The sequence below is a fragment of the Curtobacterium sp. MWU13-2055 genome (assembly GCF_023242305.1).
Taxonomy (GTDB): domain Bacteria; phylum Actinomycetota; class Actinomycetes; order Actinomycetales; family Microbacteriaceae; genus Curtobacterium.
This window is the reverse complement of sequence record NZ_JALLIO010000006.1, coordinates 167,204-185,454: the sequence shown is the minus strand read 5'-3', so window position 1 is coordinate 185,454 and position 18,251 is coordinate 167,204. Positions and strand designations below refer to the sequence as shown.

The window sequence follows — 18,251 nt, the reverse complement described above, 5'->3', positions numbered from 1 at the left end:
GGTCTGTCGGGGTTTCGGGGGACAACTGACACGTCCTCAGCCGCTACGAGGCGCTGCGGCGGGCCTCCCACGCACTCGTGACCATCTCGTCCAGGGTGTGGCGCATCGCCCAGTCGAGGTCGCGCGTGGCGGCCTCGCCGGTGGCCACGATGCGCGCCGGGTCGCCGGGGCGGCGGGGCGCGATCTCCGGGTCGAAGGCGATCCCGGTGCCCTTCGCCATGGCGTCCATGATCTGCCGGACGCTCACACCGTCGCCGCTGCCGAGGTTGTACGCCTGTTCGAGCGACTCCCCCGCCTCGAGCTTCTGCGCCGCGACGGCGTGCGAGTGCGCGAGGTCGGCGACGTGGATGTAGTCACGGACGCAGGTGCCGTCCTCGGTGGCGTAGTCGTCGCCGTTGATGCGCGGCGTGCGGCCGGCCAGCAGGGCGTCGAACACGAGCGGGAACAGGTTGTGCGGGCTGGCGTCGTACAGGTCGGGTTCGCCGGAGCCGACGACGTTGAAGTAGCGGAGCGAGGTCGTCGTGAAGCCCGCGGCGACCTCCATGTCCCGCAGCAGCCACTCGCCGATGAGCTTCGACTCGCCGTACGGAGACTCTGGTGCCTTCGGGGTCGACTCCACGACGACGTCGACGTCCGGGGTGCCGTAGACCGCGGCGCTCGACGAGAAGACGGCCTTCGTGACGCCGTTCTCGGCCATCGCACGGAGCAGCGTCGCCATGCCGGTGACGTTCTGCTCGTAGGTGTGCAGTGGACGCTCGACCGAGACGCCGGCGTACTTGAAGCCCGCGACGTGCACCACGCCGGTGACGTCGTGCTCGCGCAGGGTGCGGGCGACCAGCTCGCCGTCCAGGATCGTGCCCTCGACGAACGGCACGTCGTCCGGCACGAACGCGCGGAAACCGCTCGAGAGGTCGTCGAACGCGACCGTGTCGATGCCGGCCGAGCGCAGTGCTCGGACGACGTGGGACCCGATGTACCCGGCACCGCCGGTGACCAGCCAACTCATGGTCGCCACGCTAGCGGACGGACGGTGCACCCCGGTCGCGGTGTGCGGGACCGCGCCAGCGGGTGCGGCTCCGCGCTACCGGCCGGTCGCGATGAAGACCGTGGACGTCACGCCGTTCGACGAGTCGGCCTCGACCGTGACGTCGCCCTCGTCCGGTGTGATGAAGCAGGACTCGCCCTTGCGGAGCAACGTGGCGGACCTCGCGCCGACGAGCGTCACGACACCCTCGGTGCAGATCGCGATCGACGGGCCGGCCAGCGGAGCCACCCCGCCGGTGCTCAGGCCGACCGGTCGTCCGTCGCCGTCGACCCGCAGCAGCGCGAACCCGACGCCCTCTGGTGCGAAGCGGTCCACGCCGGGGGCCAGGCGCTCGGGCTCGAGGACCGGTGCCGGGTAGGCCGTGAAGTCGAGCACGTGCAGGAGTTCGGGGACGTCGACGTGCTTCGGCGTCAGTCCCCCGCGCAGCACGTTGTCGGACGGCGCCATCAGCTCGATGCCGAGGCCGTCCAGGTAGGCGTGGATGTTGCCGGCGGGCAGGTACATCGCCTGTCCCGCGGTGAGCGTCACCCGGTGCATGAGCAGGGAGACGACGATGCCGGGGTCGCCCGGCCAGCTCGTCGCCAGGTCGCGGACCGTCGCCGTGTTCGGGGTGACCAGGTCGTCGTCGAGGGCGACGGCGAGGTCGCTCGCGGCCTGCACGACGGCGAGCGCGGAGTCGTCGGCCGTCTCGAGCCACCGCACGGTGTCCTCGAGGCCGTGCTGCAGGTGCACCTCGAGCGGGCCGAGCCGACCGCTGCCGGCGTCGAGCACGCGGACCTCGGCCAGGGTCTCCTCGACCGGCCGGAAGCCGCTCAGGGCCTCGAACCGCTCGCTCAGCGCGACGACGAGCTCGGGCTTCGGGAACGGGTCCTTGTAGTTGCGCGCCGGGTCGTCGATCGCGATGCCCTCGCGCTCCTCGCGCGCGAAGCCAGCCTCGGCCTGCTCCGGCGTCGGGTGCGCCTGCAGCGACAGGGGCGCCGCCGCTGCGAGCACCTTCAGCAGGAACGGCAGGCCGGTGCGGTCGCCGCCCAGGGCGTCCTGCGGCTCGGCGGCGATCCAGTCGAGCAGTGTGTCGGCACCGCCGACCATCGCCGGGTTGACGACCACGCTCGGGCTGCCCGGGTGGGCGCCGAGCCAGAGCTCTGCCTGCGGGGCGCCGGTGACGGTGCGACCGAGGAGCTCCGGGATCGCGGTGACCGAGCCCCAGGCGTAGTCGCGGGGGGTGTTCGTGATGCCGAGGAACATGGGCGAGAGCCTACCGGCGGGATCCGGGGACTCCGGTGGCCCGCTGCCGCCGGTAGCCTGACGTCGTGACGAACACCTGGCCGCTGGCACGCGGGACCGTACCCGAGCGCGAGGCGTTCGCCTTCGGTGCGACCACGATCTTCGTGCTGTTCGCCGGGGACGCCGTCCCGAACACCCTCACCTGGGTCGGAGCAGGCGTCCTGTGGGCGCTCGTCGCCGCCTGGGGCATCACGATCCTGGTCCGGGCGAGGCCGCCGCTCGTGCGCTCCCCCTGGCCGCTCTGGGCCTTCCTGGGGTGGTGCCTGCTGTCCGCCGTCTGGTCGCACTGGCGGTTCGCCACGATCTCGAGCCTGACCGTACAGGTGATCTGCGCTGCCGTGGCCTTCACGATCGCGTCCACCCTGACCTGGCGCCGGATCCTCGACGCGCTCAGCCTCGCGCTCCGCTGGGTGCTGCTGCTCTCGATCCTGTTCGAGGCCGTCGTCGCGGTGTTCGTGCGGCACCCCATCGCGCCGATCTGGACCGACTACGGCGACGCCGACATCCCGGACGCCTTCTACTTCTCACGCGCCGAGCTCTTCACCGGTGGCCGCATCCAGGGCCTGCCGGGCAACGCGAACCTGCTCGCGATGGTCGCGCTGCTCGTCGCGATCGTCGTCGTGCTGCAGCTCGCCGAGGGCCGGATGCGCCGGCAGCGGGCCACCGGCTGGCTCGTGGTCGCCGCCCTCGGGTTCGTCCTCACCCGGTCCTCCACGGTCATCGCGGCCGCGCTGGTCGTCGCCGTCGTCGCCCTGGTCGCCGTGTGGATGCGCCGCGTCCCGACCGAGCGACGCACCCCGCGCTACCTGCTGCTCGCGGTCGGCGCGGTCGTCGTCGCCGGCGCGGCGTTCGTGCTGCGCGGCCCGGTCTCGGAGCTGCTCGGCAAGGGATCGGACGCGACCGGCCGCGGCGAGATCTGGGCGAAGGTGCTCGGTCTGATCGACCAGCACGCCGTCGTCGGCTGGGGCTGGATCGGGTACTGGTGGCCCGGCATCCCCACCCTGGCCGACCTGGCGCACCGCAAGGGCGTCACGTACCTGCAGGCGCACGACGCCTACCTCGACGTCTGGATGCAGACCGGCATCATCGGCCTCGTCCTGTTCCTGCTGTACGTCGTCACGACGCTGTCGCGCTCGTGGGCGTGCGCGACCCGGATCGGCTACGACGCCGCACTCCGTCCGCGCACGTTCGACCCGGTGTCGCTCCTGCCGCTGCTCGTCGTCGTCGCGCTGCTCGTGCAGTCCGTCGCGGAGTCCCGGCTGCTCTACCAGGGGAACTGGGTGCTCTTCGCGCTCATCGCCATCAAGACCCGGATCGTCCTGACCGGCGAGGAACCGACGTCGACCGGCGACGGCCCGCGCACCCCGCCCGCGAAGCGCGAGTTCCGCTGGGCCACCACGCGCTGATCGTCAGCGGCCCGCAGTCAGCGGTCCCGCGTCAGCGTCCCGCGTCAGCGTCCCGCGTCAGCGGAACAGCCACGCGCACGCGACCGGTGACGACCACGGGTTCGACCGCACCCGCACGACCTCGAGCGTCGGGTCGGCGCGACACGCCTCGGCGGCCGCGGGCAGCTGCTCCGCCCACACCGGCCCGTCGCTGCGCCGGGTGTCCGCCGGCGCGACGTGCAGGACGGCCGACGCGACGACGGCGGCGACCACGCACCAGGCGGCCAGCGCCCCGACGAGGCGACCCGTGCCTCCCGTCCGCTGCGCGACACGCGACCACCGGTCGGTGTCCACCAGCGCGGCGGCGGCGACCACCGCGGCGCTGACGAGCAGCAGGCCGGACGCGGCTGCGTAGCGCTGCGGCGGGATCGCCGCCATGGCGGCCGTGGGGTTCGCCCACGGCTGCCCGGCGCCGTCGTTCGCGAGCAGCGCCGCCCACCACACGGCACCGGACGCGACCGTCAGCGCGACGACCATCCACCGGGAGCGGGCCGGACCGACGACGACACCGGCGACCAGGACCAGCACCAGTGCGCTGACGGGCGCCAGGACCGGCGCCCAGCCGTGCTCGACGACCGTGGTGACCACGACGCCGAGGTGCGGGTCCCACGCGCCGGCGACGGGCCGGAGCAGGAACCCGGCGAGCACGTCGTGGAACGCGGGAGCGCCGGGGGTCAGGTCCCGCGGGTGGGTGAGCGTCGTGACGACCTGCACGACGGCCCCGGCGAGCGCCACGACCGTGACGGGCAGCGGGAGCAGGCGCGCGCGGCGAGACCCGCCGTGTCCAGGACGACGCAGCGGCCAGGCGAGCAGGAGCAGCGGCGTGAACAGGATCGCCTGCGGTTCGGTGAGGACCGCGAGTCCGGCGACGACGGCGAGCCCGACGGCTCCCCACCAGGTCCGGCTGCGGTGTGCGAAGACCCACGGCACCAGCACGAGCAGGTACCAGTGCAGGTTGGCGGCGTTCCCGCTGATCTCGTACGGCGCGAGCGGCAGCACGACGGGCACCGCGGCGAGCACGAGGCGGAACGGCCACGGTCGGACCACGTCGCGGGACAGGACGAAGACCAGCGCGCACACGGCTCCGACCACCAGGCAGGACGACAGCGAGACGACCTGGGCGTACCGCGCGGTCGGCAGTGCGTACCCGAGGTCGACCACCATCCGGGGCAGCAGGTGCACGTACCCGGCGTACGGGTGCAGCAGGGTGTCCACGGGGCCGAGGGCGATGCGCTCCCGCAGGAAGACCCCGCCGTCCTCGGCCCAGACGGTGTTCCGGGGCACGGGGCCGAGCCGGTACCAGGCGAGCGCGGCGGCGGCGAAGCCGATGACGACCGCGACCAGCGGCAGGCCGGCGGCCCTCCGCAGGGGGTCCATTGCAGTGAAGCTAGGTCAGCATCGCGCATCGTCGATGACGCCACACCGCGGATCGTCGATACAGCCGTTCCGCGATGCGGGCGACTCGTCACAAGGTCGTACGCCAAGATGGACGCGTGACGGACGGCCGGGTGAGCAGACACGTGCTCGGGCGCCGGTACCTCTCCGCCTGGATCGGCTTCTCGGCCGGTGGACGGTTCAGCCAGGCGCTCGCGACGGTCATCGTGCTGTTCGGGTTCGGGCAGCCGACCGTCCAGGCCCTCGTCGGCAGGTCGGGCACGTGGGCCGTGCTCGTGACGCTGTTCGTCCTCGCCGGGCTGAGCCTGCTCGGGCAGCGGTACCGGATCGAGTGGCACGGCGTGCTGCCCCTGTCGCTGCTGGCGTTCGTCGGGTACTGCGCGTTGAGCGTGCTCTGGAGCGAGTACTCGTGGGTCGCCCTGCGCGGCCTGGTGCAGACGGTGTGCTTCATCGGCCTCGGCCTCTACCTGGCGCTCGGGCGGGACCTGGTGCAGGTGATCCGGGCGTCGGGTGACGCGTTCCGGATCCTGCTCGTCGTCGCCCTCGGCCTCGAGGTCCTGTCCGGACTGGTGCTCGACGTCCCGCTGCCGGCCTTCGGGATCCGCGGCGACATCGCCTACGGCGGCCCGATCCAGGGCATCGGCGGCACCCGCAACTTCATGGGGTTCATCGCCGCGATGGCCCTGGTCACCTTCGTCGTCGAGTTCCTCACCCGCTCGGTCACCATGTGGCGGGCGATCGGCTCCACCGCCCTCGCCGTCACCGCGCTGATGCTCGTGCAGTCCCCCATCACCGGCCTCGCGATGATCGCCCTCGCCGTCACCGCGCTGGCCCTCTGGTCGCTCCGGCACGCACGACCCGCCACCAGACCGGTGGTCAACGGCGTCCTCGGCGGCGCGGTCCTGCTCACCCTGGTCGTGGCCGTGTTCGCGCGGCACCGGCTGCTCGCCGAGATCGGTGCGGCCGGGGGAACGGCGACGCGCATCGACCTGTGGTCGCAGATCCGCGTCCTGACCGAGCGCTACCCGATCCAGGGCTGGGGGTGGGTCGGGACGTGGCCGACCGAGCCCGTCGTGCCGTACGTCACGCTCATCGACCCGTCCGGCGCGCGGTTCACGTCCGGCCTCAACGCGTTCGTCGACGCGTGGCTGCAGCTCGGGGTGGCCGGCACGATCATCCTGGGGATCGCCGCGCTGCTGGCCTTCGCTCGGGCATGGGTCACTGCGACGACGTTCCCCGGGGTGGCCTACGTGTGGCCGGCCGCGGTGCTGGTGCTGCTCGCGGTGACGAGCACGGCGGAGAGCTACCTGCTGCACGGTGCGGGCCTGATGTTCTTCGTGACGGTGCTCGTGATCGCGGCGCGGCGGCGCTCGTGGCGCCGGCACCTGCCGCGGGCGTAGGTGCCGCGGGGGCGCGCAGGCACGGCGTGTGACGCACTTCGTGAGCAGGAATGGTCGAGTCCGCCGCGGCGACCCGACCATTTCTGCTCACGAAGCGCCGGCCACCGCGGTCGCCATGCCTGCTCGTGCGCAGGCCGCCGAGGTTCCACGACACGCCGCCCGTGTGCCGCCGAGGTTCCACGGAGCGGCGTTCGGAGGGCCGAGGTTCCGAGATCTCGGAACCTCGGGGGCGCACGCGCACGCAGGCGCGAGCGCGCGCGCTACGGGCGCGTCGGACGACCCAGGCGGCGCTGCAGGCCCCACTGCGTGACGCGGAGCATCGCCTCGACGACGATGGACCGGCTCATCTTCGAGACCCCGTGCACGCGGTCGCGGAACCGGATCGGCACCTCGACGATGCGGCCGCCCAGCGCGTCCACGCGCAGCGTCATGTCGACCTGGAAGCAGTACCCCTTCGAGTCGATCGAGCCGAGGTCCATCCGCGCGATCGCGTCGGAACGGTAGACGCGGTACCCGGCGGTGATGTCCCGCACGTGGATCCCGAGCACCAACCGCGCGTACGTGTTCGCGCCGCGGCTCAGGGCCTGACGACGGAGCGGCCAGTCGACGACCGACCCACCGGGCACCCAGCGCGACCCGATCGCGAGCAGCACGTCGTCCGACGAGGTGACCGCGTCGATGAGCGCCGGCAGTCGGTCGGCCGGGTGCGAGCCGTCGGCGTCCATCTCGACCAGCAGCGGGTAGCCGCGCTCCAGGCCCCACCGGAACCCGGCGACGTAGGCCGTGCCGAGCCCGAGCTTGCCCGACCGCTGCAGCAGGTGCACCCGGTCGTCGTCGGCCGCGATGGACCGCACGATGTCGCCGGTGCCGTCCGGGCTGCCGTCGTCGACGACGAGCAGGTGGGCACCGGGCGACGCCGTCAGGATCGCGTCGGCGATGGCTCGGATGTTCTCGGCCTCGTCGTACGTCGGGACGATGACGAGGGCCGTCGTCTCGGCTGGGTTCACCGGTTGCCGAGGCGTCGCTTGATCTTCCCCGCGACGCTGCGCGGGCCCTCGGTGCGGAAGTAGTGCACCGCGCGCCCGACGTCGTAGCGGACGCCCGAGAGCTTCTTGCGGTTCGGCACGCGCACGCGCATCGTGTGGGGCGCGAGCTTCGTGCTGGTGTCGCGCACCGACTTGTCCGCCGCGCGGATCGGGTTCCGGCAGAACTCGACGAGCGGCGCCAGGACGTTCTCCCACGTGAACTGCTCGCGCACGCGGTCGACGTTGGCGATGAACTGGGCCCGGGCCTTCTTGTCGAAGAGCGCGGTCTCGAGCGCCGTGGCCAGGCCGTCGACGTCCTGTTCGTGCACCGCGACGCCGAGCTGTTGCTCGGCGACCAGGTCACCGAAGGAGTCGCCGGCCGTCGTGACGATCGGTAGGCGCGCCCAGAGGTAGTCGAGGATGCGGGTGCGGAACGAGAACGTGGTCTCGAGGTGCTCGTAGTGCGTCGAGACGCCGGCGTCGGCCTCGAGCAGGTAGGCACCGCGTTCTTCGTACGGGATCCACGAGTCGTTGAAGAACACGTGCTTGCCGGTCAGACCGAGGGCGTCGGCCTCGGCGCGGACCTTCGCGACGATGTCCATCTCGGGCACGTCGGGGTTCGGGTGCTGCACGCCCATGAAGAAGAGCTTCACCGACGGGCGACGGGCGGCGAGCTGGGCGATCGAGCGGACCAGGGTGATCGGGTCGAACCAGTCGTAGATGCCACCGCCCCAGACGACGAGCTTGTCGTTCTTGCCGATGCCCGGCACCACGCCCTTGACCCGCGGCTGGTCGTGCACCGGCGGGGTCGAGGACAGCCCGAACGGCACGACGCCGATGAGCGAGCGGAGGTCGGCGTCGCGCGAGTACGTGCGGGCGTTCACCCGGCCGGAACCGGCGAGCTGGCCGAGCCAGAACATGCGCTGGCGCTCCGAGGCGCAGATGAAGTAGTCGCCGAGCTCGAGCTGGTGGTTGAGCGTGTCCGAGGCGTCGAGGATCTGACGGTTCCACTGGTCGACGTCGTCGCTGCGGCCCTGCTCGAGCTGCTCGAGGTGCAGCGGGTCGTACACGTCGACGACCAGGATCTTGCTCGTCGACTCGAGCACCGGGAACAGCCGGAGCGCGTGGCCCTGCACGATGATGACGTCGGCCCAGCCCTCGTGCTCGACCATCTGGCGGGGGTGGCGGTGCGGCACGGTGACGACGTCGTACGACGGGTCGATCTGCGACGAGCGGGTCAGGCTGACCACGCGCACGTCGTGCTCGGACGCGAGCTGCTTGGCCATCTGGGTGGCGCGGATCGCGGGACCGGCCATCTTCGCGCCGATCGAGTCGCCCGTGATGATGAGGATGCGGCGACGGGTGCCGACCTCGAGCACGCCGAGGGAGTGCACGATCTTGTCGTAGCCGGCCAGGTAGTTCTCGATCGGGTACGCGGGCTCGTCGCGGTTGCCGAACAGGCGCAGGAGCTCGCGGTCGCTGCGGACACGCGTGGCCTGGATCGCGCGGCGCGACTCGGTCATCGACGGCAGCTGCTCGACGAACTGGTCGACGCCGTAGATGCCGGCCATGCTCGTCTTCGGCACCGGGATGGTGGGGACGCTGTCGTCGCCGGGGTTCCGCAGGTCGAGCTCGGTGGAGTCGAGCTCCCCGCGGCCCACGGCACGGCGGACGGCGAGCGCCAGCGAGCCGGGCAGGGCTGCGGCGAGCTGCTCGTCGCCGAGGTTCTTGTACAGCGTGAAGAGGGCGTTCCGCTCGAGCAGGTAGGTCTCGCGGAAGTCGCCGAACTTGTTCATCGACGCGTGGTGCTTGTGGAACGCGACCGACTTCGGCTGGTACCGGAAGCGCCAGCCGAGCAGGTTGAGCCGCCAGCCGAGGTCGACGTCCTCGTAGAACATGAAGTAGCGGTCGTCGAAGCCGTCGAGCTGCTCGAAGAGCTCGGCGCGGATGAACATCGCGGCGCCGGTGCCGAACAGGACGTCGGTCTCGCTCTCCCAGCGGCCGGTGTCCGGTGACCCGGCGAAGGGCTTGTAGCCCATGCCGTACCAGGTCATCGCGGCCTCGGTGAAGTCGATGTTGACGCCCTCCCAGTCGAGGACCTTCGACGCCACGGCACCGATGTCGGCGCCGGACGCGAACGTGGCCATCGCCTCGCGCACCCACCCGGTGTCGGGACGGGCGTCGTTGTTGAGGAACGCGACGACCTCGCCGGAGGACTTCTCGACGCCGAGGTTGCACCCGCCGGTGAAGCCGAGGTTGGCGGCCGCGTCGATCAGGGTGAAGTCGAGGTCGGAGGCCTGCAGCCGACCGAGGTGCTCCGGACCGGAGCCGTTCTCGACGACGATCACCTCGAGCTTGTCCTGCGGCCAGTCCTGCTTGCGGAGTTCCGCGATGCTCGTCAGGGTGTCGTCCGTGCCCTTGTAGTTCACGAGGATGACGGACACGACTCCCGGCTTGCGCTCTGTCACGCGAGTTCCTCCAGCAGCTGCCGCGCACGGCGCGGATCGGTGGCTCGGCCCACGGGGTGCCGCGAGCCGATGACACCCTACAAGGCGCGCCCCGCCACTCCCCTGTGGCCGTCGCCGATTCGTGCAGAATGGGCCGCGTGACTGCCGCAGTGATCCCGAACACTCCCCTGTCCTCGCCCCTCGCACCGGAGTACGCGGCCATCGCGGCCGGTGCGCACGCCGAGGGGCCGCGCGGCACCGTCCGGTTCGCCGTGTCGACCGCCGACCCGACCGAGGGCAAGGGCGACCTGTTCGTCGCACTCGGGCTCGCACGGGCGCTCCGTGCCGAGGGCTGGGGCGTCGCGATGTGGCCGCTCGAGCGCTGGGGAGAAGCGGTCCCCGCCGACACCGCCGTCGTGGTCAGCATGATCGAGTCGTTCGTCCCCGGGTACGTCCCCGCGGGCACCGCCCTGGTCGCGTGGGTGCGGAACTGGACCGCGAAGTGGGCGGCCCTGCCCTACCTCGGTGAGTTCGACGCGGTGTGGACGTCGTCCGGCATCGCTCGCGACGCCGTCGCCGCGCAGTACGACGGTCCGGTCGAGGTCGTCCCGATCGGTGTCGACCTGGACCTGTTCACCGACGAGCGACCGCACGAGGCCGGCACGATCGCGCCCGCCACGGCGTCCGAGCGCACGGACCGTGCCGTCACGACCGTCAACTTCTGGGGCGTGCGCCGCCGCGTGCAGGACGTGCTCGCCGAGGTCGCCCCGGCCGAGCCGGTCGTGTGGTTCGCCGCGAACGTCGACCACGTCGAGGCCACGGCCGGCGTCGAGCTCCGCCCCGCGGTGTCCTACTTCGCACTGCCCGAGGTGTACCGCGCCGCCGGCTTCGTCGTCGACGACGTGATCGCCCCGGCCGCCGAGTACGGCACCCTGAACTCCCGCCTGTACGAGGCACTCGCGTCCGGGGCGCTGCCGGTGACGGACTGCGCGCTCGGCCTGGACGAGCTCGGCCTGTCCGACGTGCCGGTCTTCGACGACGCCGCGTCGCTCGAGCGGGTGCTCGCGATGCCCCGCGCCGAGCGCACGGCCCTGACGGCCCGACTCCGTGCCGTGGTGGTCGAGCGGCACTCGTTCCGTGCGCGCGCCGAGCAGGTCGGCCCGGTCCTGGACGCGGCCGTCGCGGTCGCCTCGGGTCGGTCCGGCGAGCGGAACGCGTTCCTGCGCTGGGCGACCGCGCAGCGCGAGGTCCTGCGGCAGGCCGAGCACGACCGTGACGTCCACCTGTCCGGGGTGCAGGACATCAACCGGCGGCTCGTCGCGTCGGAGCAGCAGGTCGGCGCGTACGACACCGCCCGTCGCCAGGCCGAGGCGGAGCGCGACCAGATCGCGGCGCGGTTCGCGGGCCTCACCCGCTCCCCCGAGTACCGGCTGCTGCACGGCGTGGGCCTGATGGCCCGGCGCGTGCGCCGCTGACGTGGGACCAGCACCGACGTTCAGCGCGCTCACTTCGTGAGCAGGAATGGTCGGGTCCGTCCACCGGACCCGACCATTGCTGCTCACGATCCGCCGCCGTGGGCGCGACCACAGGACGGACGGGAGGCCCGTGGCGGATCCGCCACGGGAGGCCCGTGGCGGATCCGCCACGGGCCTCCCGCCCGTCTCGGCGACCGTCTACTGCACGGTCACCGTCTTCGTCCCGAAGCTCTTGTACGTCCCGCTCGGCAGGTCCTGGTAGTAGACCCGCACGGTGTGCGTGCCGGGCCGCAGGCCGGTGAGCACCCGCGACAGCCCGACGTCCGAACCCCAGTTCGGGTAGTTCTTCTGCACGTCGGTGCGGGTCGCGTTCACCGTGCCGGGGGTGATCGCGACGCCGTCCAGGTGCATCTTGTACTTGACTGGGTCCCACACGTCGGGGTCGATCGCCCACCCCTTGACGGTGATGGTCCCCTTGCCGCCGGTGACGGAGTCGAACGACCCCTTCACCGCGCCGGTGTTGCCGGTCTTGCCCGTCGCGGGCGGGTCGATGACCGTGAAGGACTTCGTGCCGAAGCTCTTGTACGTGCCGCTCGGCAGGTCCTGGAAGTACACGCGGACGGTGTGCGTGCCCGCGCTCAGACCGGTGAGCTGCACGGACAGGCCGACGTCGGAACCCCAGCCCGGGTGGACCGCCTCGACGTCGGTGCGCTTGGCGTTCACCACGCCCGGGTCGATCGCGACGCCGTCCAGGTGCATCTTGTACTTGACCGGGTCCCACACGTCGGGGTCGATCGCCCAGCCCTTGACCGTCGCGCTGTAGACGCCGCCGGTCACCGACTCGTACGAGCCCGTCACCGCGCCGGTCTTGCCGGTCTTGCCGGTGGTGCCGGACGACGGGGCGGTGGCCGACGTCACCTTCACGGTCTTCGTGCCGAAGCTCTTGTAGGTGCCGCTCGGCAGGTCCTGGAAGTAGACCCGCACGGTGTGGTTGCCGGCGCTCAGCCCGGTCAGGCGGAGTGCCAGGCCGACGTCGGAACCCCAGGACGGGTGCTTCGCCTCGACGTCGGTGCGGGTGGCGTTCGCGGTGCCGCTGTTCGTGCTGACGCCGTCGACGTGGACCTTGTACTTGACGGGGTCCCAGACGTCCGGGTCGATCGCCCACGCGCGCACCGTGGCCGTGCCGGCGCCGCCGGTGACGGAGTCGTACGTCCCGCGGAGTGCTCCGGTCTTGCCGGTCTTGCCGGTGGTGGGGGCGCTGACTGTGACGGACTTCGACGCGACCTTGACGTAGTCGGTGCCGGGCTTGTCCTGCGTGTACAGCGCCACGGTGCGGGTGCCCGGCGTGATGCCGCCGATCGTCTTCGAGAACCCGAGGGTGCTGCCGACGCCCTTGTAGACCTTGGCGACGTCGGTGCGGGTGCGGTCGGTGGTGCCGGTCGCCTTGCTGACGCCGTCGACCAGGATCTTCCACGGAGCGGGCTTCGCCGAGTCGGGGTCGAGGGCCCAGCCGGTCGCGGTGATCGTGCCGGCGCTGCCGGTGACGGTGTCGAGTGCACCCTTCGGGGCTGCGCTCACGACGGTGCGGGTGTAGCAGCCGAGCAGCGTGTTGCTGCCCTTGCCCTGGTTGATGGCGTAGGTGCACACCGAGTGCTTGCCGACGCTCAGCCCGGTCAGCTCGGTCGAGAACCCGTGCTTGAGGTTGTTCGCGCCGAGGGTGGCGGACAGGTCGGGCCGGTTCACGTTCGCGGTGACGGTCTTCGCCCCGGCGCCGTCGACGTAGAACGCGACGCGGAGCGCGCTCGTGGTGTCCGGGTCGACGGCCCAGCCGCTGACCGTGATCGACGAGGTCGAGCTCGGCGTGACCGCGTCGACGTTGCCGTACGGGTTGCCGCCGCCGGTCGCCGAGCCGAACCAGTCGGTGTACATGCGCCAGAAGTTGCGGTTGCCGTACGCCGAGCAGCCGTCGCCGGTGCCGTAGAGGTTCGACATCGCGGCGGTGTTCGGGGTGTACGGGGTGTAGATGTACAGCCCCGCGGTCGCCTGGTTCTGGATGTAGACGGACTTGCGACCGCAGGCCGCGTTCGGGTTGAGGAGGATCGAGTTGGTCCGACCCGCCTGGTACGCCCACGAGGTCGGCGACGACTGGTAGCGCTTGAACTGGAGCGCGGCGGCGTAGACCTGCTGACCGAAGCCGAAGTACGCCGGGTCGCACGGGGCGGTGTCCGGGCACGCGAAGCCGGTGGCGTGCAGGTACATGTAGGACGTCGGCGAGGACGTCGTGACGATGCCCTGCTCCTTCTGCAGGAGCACGAGGAGCACCTTCTGGCTGATGCCGCACGCGGCGCCGACCTGGGCGATCATCGTCGCGGCGGACTTGGTGCCGCCGGCGATGGCGCTGCACCGGCCGGAGACGGCGCCGATCGCGCTCATCTTCTGCGAGAAGTCCTTCAGGCAGGCAGGTCCGCTCGACGACTTCCGGCAGTTCGGGGCGACGCTCGTCAGGAACGACTGCACGGACGCGGCGTTCATCGCCGAGCCGTTGTAGAAGTTGGCGTCGCTGATGATGTTGCCCGGGTCGAAGTCGCCGGCGACGGCGGCCGAGGCGGACTCGGTCGTGGTCTGCTCGGACAGGATCGTGCCGAAGGTCAGCCCGCTGACGGCGACGGCGAGTGCCGCGACGATCGCGAGGGAGGTCCGGAAGGGTCGGCGACGGCGCCCGTCCGACTCGGTCTGGATGGAACGCATCACGGCACCTCCGCCGGCATCGGGTCGGACGTCGTCGACGCGGAGCCGACGGCGTAGGTCAGGGTGACGGACCAGGTGCCGCTGGGGACCTGGGCCGCGGGGAACGCGACCTGCGCGCAGTTGACCGAGGAGGCACTCGCCTGCGCCGCGCTCGTGGCGGTGCGCGTGACGCTCCCCTTCTTCGCGGTGAACGTGCAGGTCCCGCTGGTGTCGGTGGTGCCGGAGACGAGTCCGCCGGCCTGCAGCGTCTTCGAGGCCGTGTCCCAGCCGCTGTAGGTGACGACGGCGGTCGCCGGGAAGTCCGACGGGTCGGTGTCCGGCTCGTTGGTCGAGCCGGTCCCCGGGAAGGCACCGGGGGTGTCGTCGTCCGAGGCGGTGGGGTCGTCTGTGGCCTCGGACGCGGGCGACGACGCGGTGCCGGTGGGCTCCGTGGTCGCCGAGTCGTCGGCGGTCGGGGTCGGACTCGCGGTGCGGGTCGCTGACGCGGACGGCGACGGGGTGGCGTCGTCGCCACCACCGGAACAACCGGCCAAGAGAACACTGAGGGCACCGACCACCGCGAACGCAGCGATCGGCCTGGATGCGAGGAGCATGCTGACGGGCCGTCCTGTGGATGTTGACAAGGGTCCGGGTTGCGACAACGGTAACCCCAAAGTGAAGGTTGAGGGTTGGATCGGTCCGGAATCACCCCCGCTCGGGGTGCACGACGGCCGTCGCCCATCCCTGCCGCGCGGGCCCGGTGAGTATGCTGTTCCGGTCCTGCCCCCACGAACGAAGAGACGTATGGTCGATCAAGCCCGCATGGCGGCGCTCGCGAAGGAACCCCTCGTCGTGATCGGCGCTCCGACGAGCGCCTTCCGCGGAACCTGGCGAGAGCTGCGCGACGTCTTCCGGCAGCGCGAGATGCTCGGGATGCTCATCCGACGCGACCTGAAGGCGCGGTACAAGGACTCGGCGCTCGGGTTCGTGTGGACGCTGGTGCGCCCGCTGACCCAGCTGCTCATCTACTACTTCGTCATCGGCAAGGTCCTCGGCGCCGCCAACGGCATCGACAACTTCGCGATCTACGTCTTCACCGGCCTGACCGCCTACACGCTCTTCAGCGAGATCGTCGCCGGGTCGACCGGCTCGATCGTCGGCAACTCCGGGCTGATCAAGAAGGTCTACGTCCCGCGCGAGGTCTTCCCGCTCGCCAGCGTCGGCGCGGCCCTGGTCAACTTCACCATCCAGTTCGCGATCCTGCTCGCCGCGACCGTGGTCATCGGCGTCTTCCCGTTCCACGAGGGGCTCGTCTACCTGATCCCGTCGCTTGCGGTGATCCTCGTCTACGGCGCGGCCATCGGCCTGGTGCTCTCGGCCCTCAACGTGTACCTGCGCGACGTGCAGTTCGTCATCGACGTCGGCCTGATGGTCCTCCTCTGGGCCTCGCCGATCGTGTACTCGTACTCGCGGGTGGTCGCCACCGTGAACACCGACTGGCTCATCACCGCCTACACGAACAACCCCCTGACGCTGGCCGTGCTCGGCATGCAGAACGCGATCTGGCTGCACGACCCGGCCGACGTCACGTACCCGGACCACCTGATGCTGCGCCTCGGCATCGCGTTCGTCATCGGTGTCCTCTGCCTCCTCGGCGCGCAGCGGGTGTTCTCCCGTCTGCAGGGCAACTTCGCGCAGGAGCTGTAGACCATGGCCATCAGCACCCCCGTCGCCCCGACGCCCACCGAGGGCACCGCCGAGCGCCCGGACGTCATCGTCATCGACCACGTCCGCAAGCGCTTCACGGTCCGCAAGGACAACACCCTGCGCGAGCGCATCGTCACGCTCGGTCGCGCCGGCCGCAAGCACCGCCAGGACTTCTGGGCCCTCGACGACGTCACCGTGTCGATCCAGGCCGGCTCCACGGTCGGCCTCATCGGCCAGAACGGCTCCGGCAAGTCGACCCTGCTCAAGGCCATCGGCGGCATCATCCAGCCGACCTCCGGCACGGTGGCCCGCCGCGGTCGCCTCGCTGCCCTGCTCGAGCTCGGCGCCGGCTTCCACCCCGACCTGTCCGGGCGCGAGAACGTCTACCTCAACGCGTCGTTGCTCGGGCTGAGCCGCAAGCAGACCGACGAGAAGTTCGACGACATCCTGGCGTTCTCGGGGATCGGCGACTTCATCGACACCCAGGTGAAGTTCTACTCATCCGGCATGTACGTGCGACTCGCCTTCGCCGTGGCCGTGCACACCGACCCCGACGTCTTGCTCGTCGACGAGGTGCTGGCCGTCGGCGACGAGGCGTTCCAGCGCAAGTGCCTCGACCGCATCCGCACCTTCCAAGAGGCGGGCAAGACGATCATCATCGTCACGCACTCGCTCAGCCAGGTGCAGGAGATGTGCGACCGGGTGGTGCTGCTCAACAAGGGCAAGGTGCTGCACGACGGCGATCCCGTCCAGGCCGTGAGCATGTTCCGCGAGGTCCTCGAGGAACGCCGCCAGGGCGAGCTCAGCACCGACGTCGCCGTCGGCCGCGGCAAGGTCCTCGGCGCGAGCGTGCACGTCGACGGCAAGGAGCCCCGCGCCGAGGTCATGCCCGGCGACGACCTCGTCGTGGACATGGAGTTCGAGCACCTGGACGGCATCGCCGACTGGGAGGCCGCGGTGCAGATCAACAACGCCGGCGGCCAGGTCGTGTACGGCACCACCACCGGCATCATGGGCCTCGAACTGCAGCCGCTGCACGGTCGCCGGAAGCTCCGCCTGCGGATCGCCGACACCGCGTTCGGCACCGGCAAGTACTTCATCAACGTGTCGATGATGGACTCCGCCGGCCGCCACCTGCACGACATGCCGGAGTGCGACTCGTTCGAGGTGCCCGGGTTCGAGAACGCCGTGGGCACGGTCTACGCGCAGCCCTCGATCGAGGAGCTGGACTGAGCCCGACCGACGACGGCACCGACGTCCGGACCCCGGGCGTCCCGCGCACCGCGGTCGTCGTCGTCAACTGGGAACGCGCCGACCTGACGACCGCGGCCGTCCGCGCCGTGCTCGCCGAGGGCGCGGCCGACCAGGTGGTGGTCGTCGACAACGGCTCGTCGGACGACTCCGTCGCCGTCCTCCGCCGCGACCTGCCCGACGTCGACGTGGTCGCGCGGGAGCACAACGGTGGGTTCGCGGCCGGCGCGAACACCGGCATCCGGCACGCGGACGCCGACGTCGTCGTGCTGCTCAACAACGACGCGGTCCCCGCGCCGGGCTTCGTCGCGGCGCTCCGCGACCACCTGGCGCAGGCGCGGCCCGAGGTCGCGGCCGTGACGGGCCGCATCGTGCTCGCCGGACGCTGGACGGGCCTCCCGGTCGGCGCGACACCAGCACCCGGCCAGCGCGTGCTGCAGGGCCACGACGGCCGTCTGTGGACGCCGTCGCCCGACGGCGAGGTGCGCCTCAACTCGACCGGCGTGCGCATCGACCGCGACGGCAACGGCATGGACCGCGACTGGTTCGCGCCCGTCGACCGCGTCGCGGACGTCGACGTCTTCGGGTTCTCCGGTGGGGCCTCCGCCCTGCGGCGGAGCGCGCTGGACGACGTCGGCCTGCTCGACGAGTCGCTCTTCATGTACTACGAGGACACCGAGCTCGCGTGGCGACTCCGCCGACGCGGCTGGCGCGTGGAACACGCGGCCGACGCGGTCGTCGAGCACGACCACTCGGCGTCGTCCGGGGTGCAGAGCGACCTGTTCCTCTTCCGCAACGCGCGGAACCGGATGGTCGTCGCGCTCTGGCACGCGCCGTGGGGCACCGTCCTGCGGGCGAGCGCCCGGACCCTCTTCCGCGGCCTGCGCGGACTGCTCACTGCTCCCACCCGACGGGAGGCCCGGCTCGTCCTGGCAGCGTTCGCGGACGTCGTCGGGGCGCTCCCGTCGCACCTCGCGCGGCGGCTCCGCGAGTCGCGGCGCGCGTCCGTCCCGCGCCGCAGCGTGGACCCGGGCGCATGAGCGCGGAGGG

At 71.4% G+C, this 18,251-nt stretch carries 13 protein-coding genes; 6 read left to right on the top strand and 7 right to left on the bottom strand.

Annotation, left to right across the window (positions count from 1 at the left end):
- Positions 1 to 43 precede the first annotated feature (43 nt).
- Both galE and manA read right to left on the bottom strand, forming a co-directional pair.
- Entirely contained in the window at positions 44 to 1,006 is a 963-nt protein-coding gene (gene galE / locus M4960_RS13680) for a UDP-glucose 4-epimerase GalE (RefSeq protein ID WP_123292353.1), read from the bottom strand.
- A 75-nt stretch (positions 1,007 to 1,081) separates the two neighbouring features.
- Positions 1,082 to 2,290, bottom strand: a complete 1,209-nt coding sequence (gene manA, locus M4960_RS13675; protein ID WP_123292235.1) for a mannose-6-phosphate isomerase, class I — start codon at positions 2,288 to 2,290, stop codon at positions 1,082 to 1,084.
- 65 nt (positions 2,291 to 2,355) lie between these two features.
- On the opposite strand from manA, the gene M4960_RS19795 reads away from it, so the two are divergent.
- Entirely contained in the window at positions 2,356 to 3,735 is a 1,380-nt protein-coding gene (locus M4960_RS19795; RefSeq protein WP_248704524.1) for an O-antigen ligase, read from the top strand.
- A gap of 57 nt (positions 3,736 to 3,792) precedes the next feature.
- Here M4960_RS19795 and M4960_RS13665 read toward each other — a convergent pair whose 3' ends face one another.
- On the bottom strand, positions 3,793 to 5,151 hold the full coding sequence (locus M4960_RS13665; protein WP_248704523.1) for a hypothetical protein: 1,359 nt from the start codon (positions 5,149 to 5,151) through the stop codon (positions 3,793 to 3,795).
- A 131-nt stretch (positions 5,152 to 5,282) separates the two neighbouring features.
- On the opposite strand from M4960_RS13665, the gene M4960_RS13660 reads away from it, so the two are divergent.
- Complete coding sequence (locus tag M4960_RS13660; protein ID WP_248704522.1) at positions 5,283 to 6,569, top strand: O-antigen ligase; 1,287 nt, start codon at positions 5,283 to 5,285, stop codon at positions 6,567 to 6,569.
- Between the two features lie 260 nt (positions 6,570 to 6,829).
- On the opposite strand, the gene M4960_RS13655 is transcribed toward M4960_RS13660, so the two are convergent.
- Together M4960_RS13655 and M4960_RS13650 are read right to left on the bottom strand one after the other, a co-directional pair.
- A complete protein-coding gene (locus M4960_RS13655; RefSeq protein ID WP_123938721.1) occupies positions 6,830 to 7,576 on the bottom strand; it encodes a polyprenol monophosphomannose synthase in 747 nt (248 codons plus the stop codon).
- Positions 7,573 to 10,062, bottom strand: a complete 2,490-nt coding sequence (locus M4960_RS13650; protein WP_248704521.1) for a glycosyltransferase — start codon at positions 10,060 to 10,062, stop codon at positions 7,573 to 7,575. Before M4960_RS13650 ends, M4960_RS13655 begins: the two co-directional genes overlap by 4 nt.
- Positions 10,063 to 10,199: 137 nt before the next feature.
- On the opposite strand from M4960_RS13650, the gene M4960_RS13645 reads away from it, so the two are divergent.
- On the top strand, positions 10,200 to 11,516 hold the full coding sequence (locus M4960_RS13645; RefSeq protein WP_248704520.1) for a glycosyltransferase: 1,317 nt from the start codon (positions 10,200 to 10,202) through the stop codon (positions 11,514 to 11,516).
- A 198-nt stretch (positions 11,517 to 11,714) separates the two neighbouring features.
- Here M4960_RS13645 and M4960_RS13640 read toward each other — a convergent pair whose 3' ends face one another.
- Both M4960_RS13640 and M4960_RS13635 read right to left on the bottom strand, forming a co-directional pair.
- On the bottom strand, positions 11,715 to 14,264 hold the full coding sequence (locus M4960_RS13640; protein WP_248704519.1) for a hypothetical protein: 2,550 nt from the start codon (positions 14,262 to 14,264) through the stop codon (positions 11,715 to 11,717).
- Entirely contained in the window at positions 14,264 to 14,857 is a 594-nt protein-coding gene (locus M4960_RS13635) for a hypothetical protein (protein ID WP_248704518.1), read from the bottom strand. The genes M4960_RS13640 and M4960_RS13635 overlap by 1 nt, the downstream gene beginning before the upstream one ends.
- Positions 14,858 to 15,047: 190 nt before the next feature.
- Between M4960_RS13635 and M4960_RS13630 the strand changes: the two genes are divergently transcribed.
- The 3 genes from M4960_RS13630 to M4960_RS13620 are packed head-to-tail and all read left to right on the top strand — an operon-like array spanning position 15,048 to position 18,241.
- Positions 15,048 to 15,950, top strand: coding sequence for an ABC transporter permease (locus M4960_RS13630; RefSeq protein ID WP_123292227.1), 903 nt, complete (start codon positions 15,048 to 15,050; stop codon positions 15,948 to 15,950).
- 3 nt (positions 15,951 to 15,953) lie between these two features.
- A complete protein-coding gene (locus M4960_RS13625; protein ID WP_123292226.1) occupies positions 15,954 to 17,183 on the top strand; it encodes an ABC transporter ATP-binding protein in 1,230 nt (409 codons plus the stop codon).
- Positions 17,102 to 18,241 carry a glycosyltransferase family 2 protein gene (locus M4960_RS13620; RefSeq protein WP_132100121.1) on the top strand — a complete coding sequence of 380 codons (1,140 nt, stop codon included), beginning with the start codon at positions 17,102 to 17,104 and terminating at the stop codon, positions 18,239 to 18,241. The genes M4960_RS13625 and M4960_RS13620 overlap by 82 nt, the downstream gene beginning before the upstream one ends.
- Positions 18,242 to 18,251: the final 10 nt, after the last annotated feature.

Excerpts from the sequence above, each read along its gene's own strand:
- M4960_RS13640 (WP_248704519.1), bottom strand. The coding sequence starts at position 14,264 with ATGCGTTCCATCCAGACCGAGTCGGACGGGCGCCGTCGCCGACCCTTC.
- M4960_RS13630 (WP_123292227.1), top strand. The coding sequence starts at position 15,048 with ATGGTCGATCAAGCCCGCATGGCGGCGCTCGCGAAGGAACCCCTCGTC.
- manA (WP_123292235.1), bottom strand. The coding sequence starts at position 2,290 with ATGTTCCTCGGCATCACGAACACCCCCCGCGACTACGCCTGGGGCTCG.
- M4960_RS13665 (WP_248704523.1), bottom strand. The coding sequence starts at position 5,151 with ATGGACCCCCTGCGGAGGGCCGCCGGCCTGCCGCTGGTCGCGGTCGTC.
- galE (WP_123292353.1), bottom strand. The coding sequence starts at position 1,006 with ATGAGTTGGCTGGTCACCGGCGGTGCCGGGTACATCGGGTCCCACGTC.
- M4960_RS13635 (WP_248704518.1), bottom strand. The coding sequence starts at position 14,857 with ATGCTCCTCGCATCCAGGCCGATCGCTGCGTTCGCGGTGGTCGGTGCC.
- M4960_RS13625 (WP_123292226.1), top strand. The coding sequence starts at position 15,954 with ATGGCCATCAGCACCCCCGTCGCCCCGACGCCCACCGAGGGCACCGCC.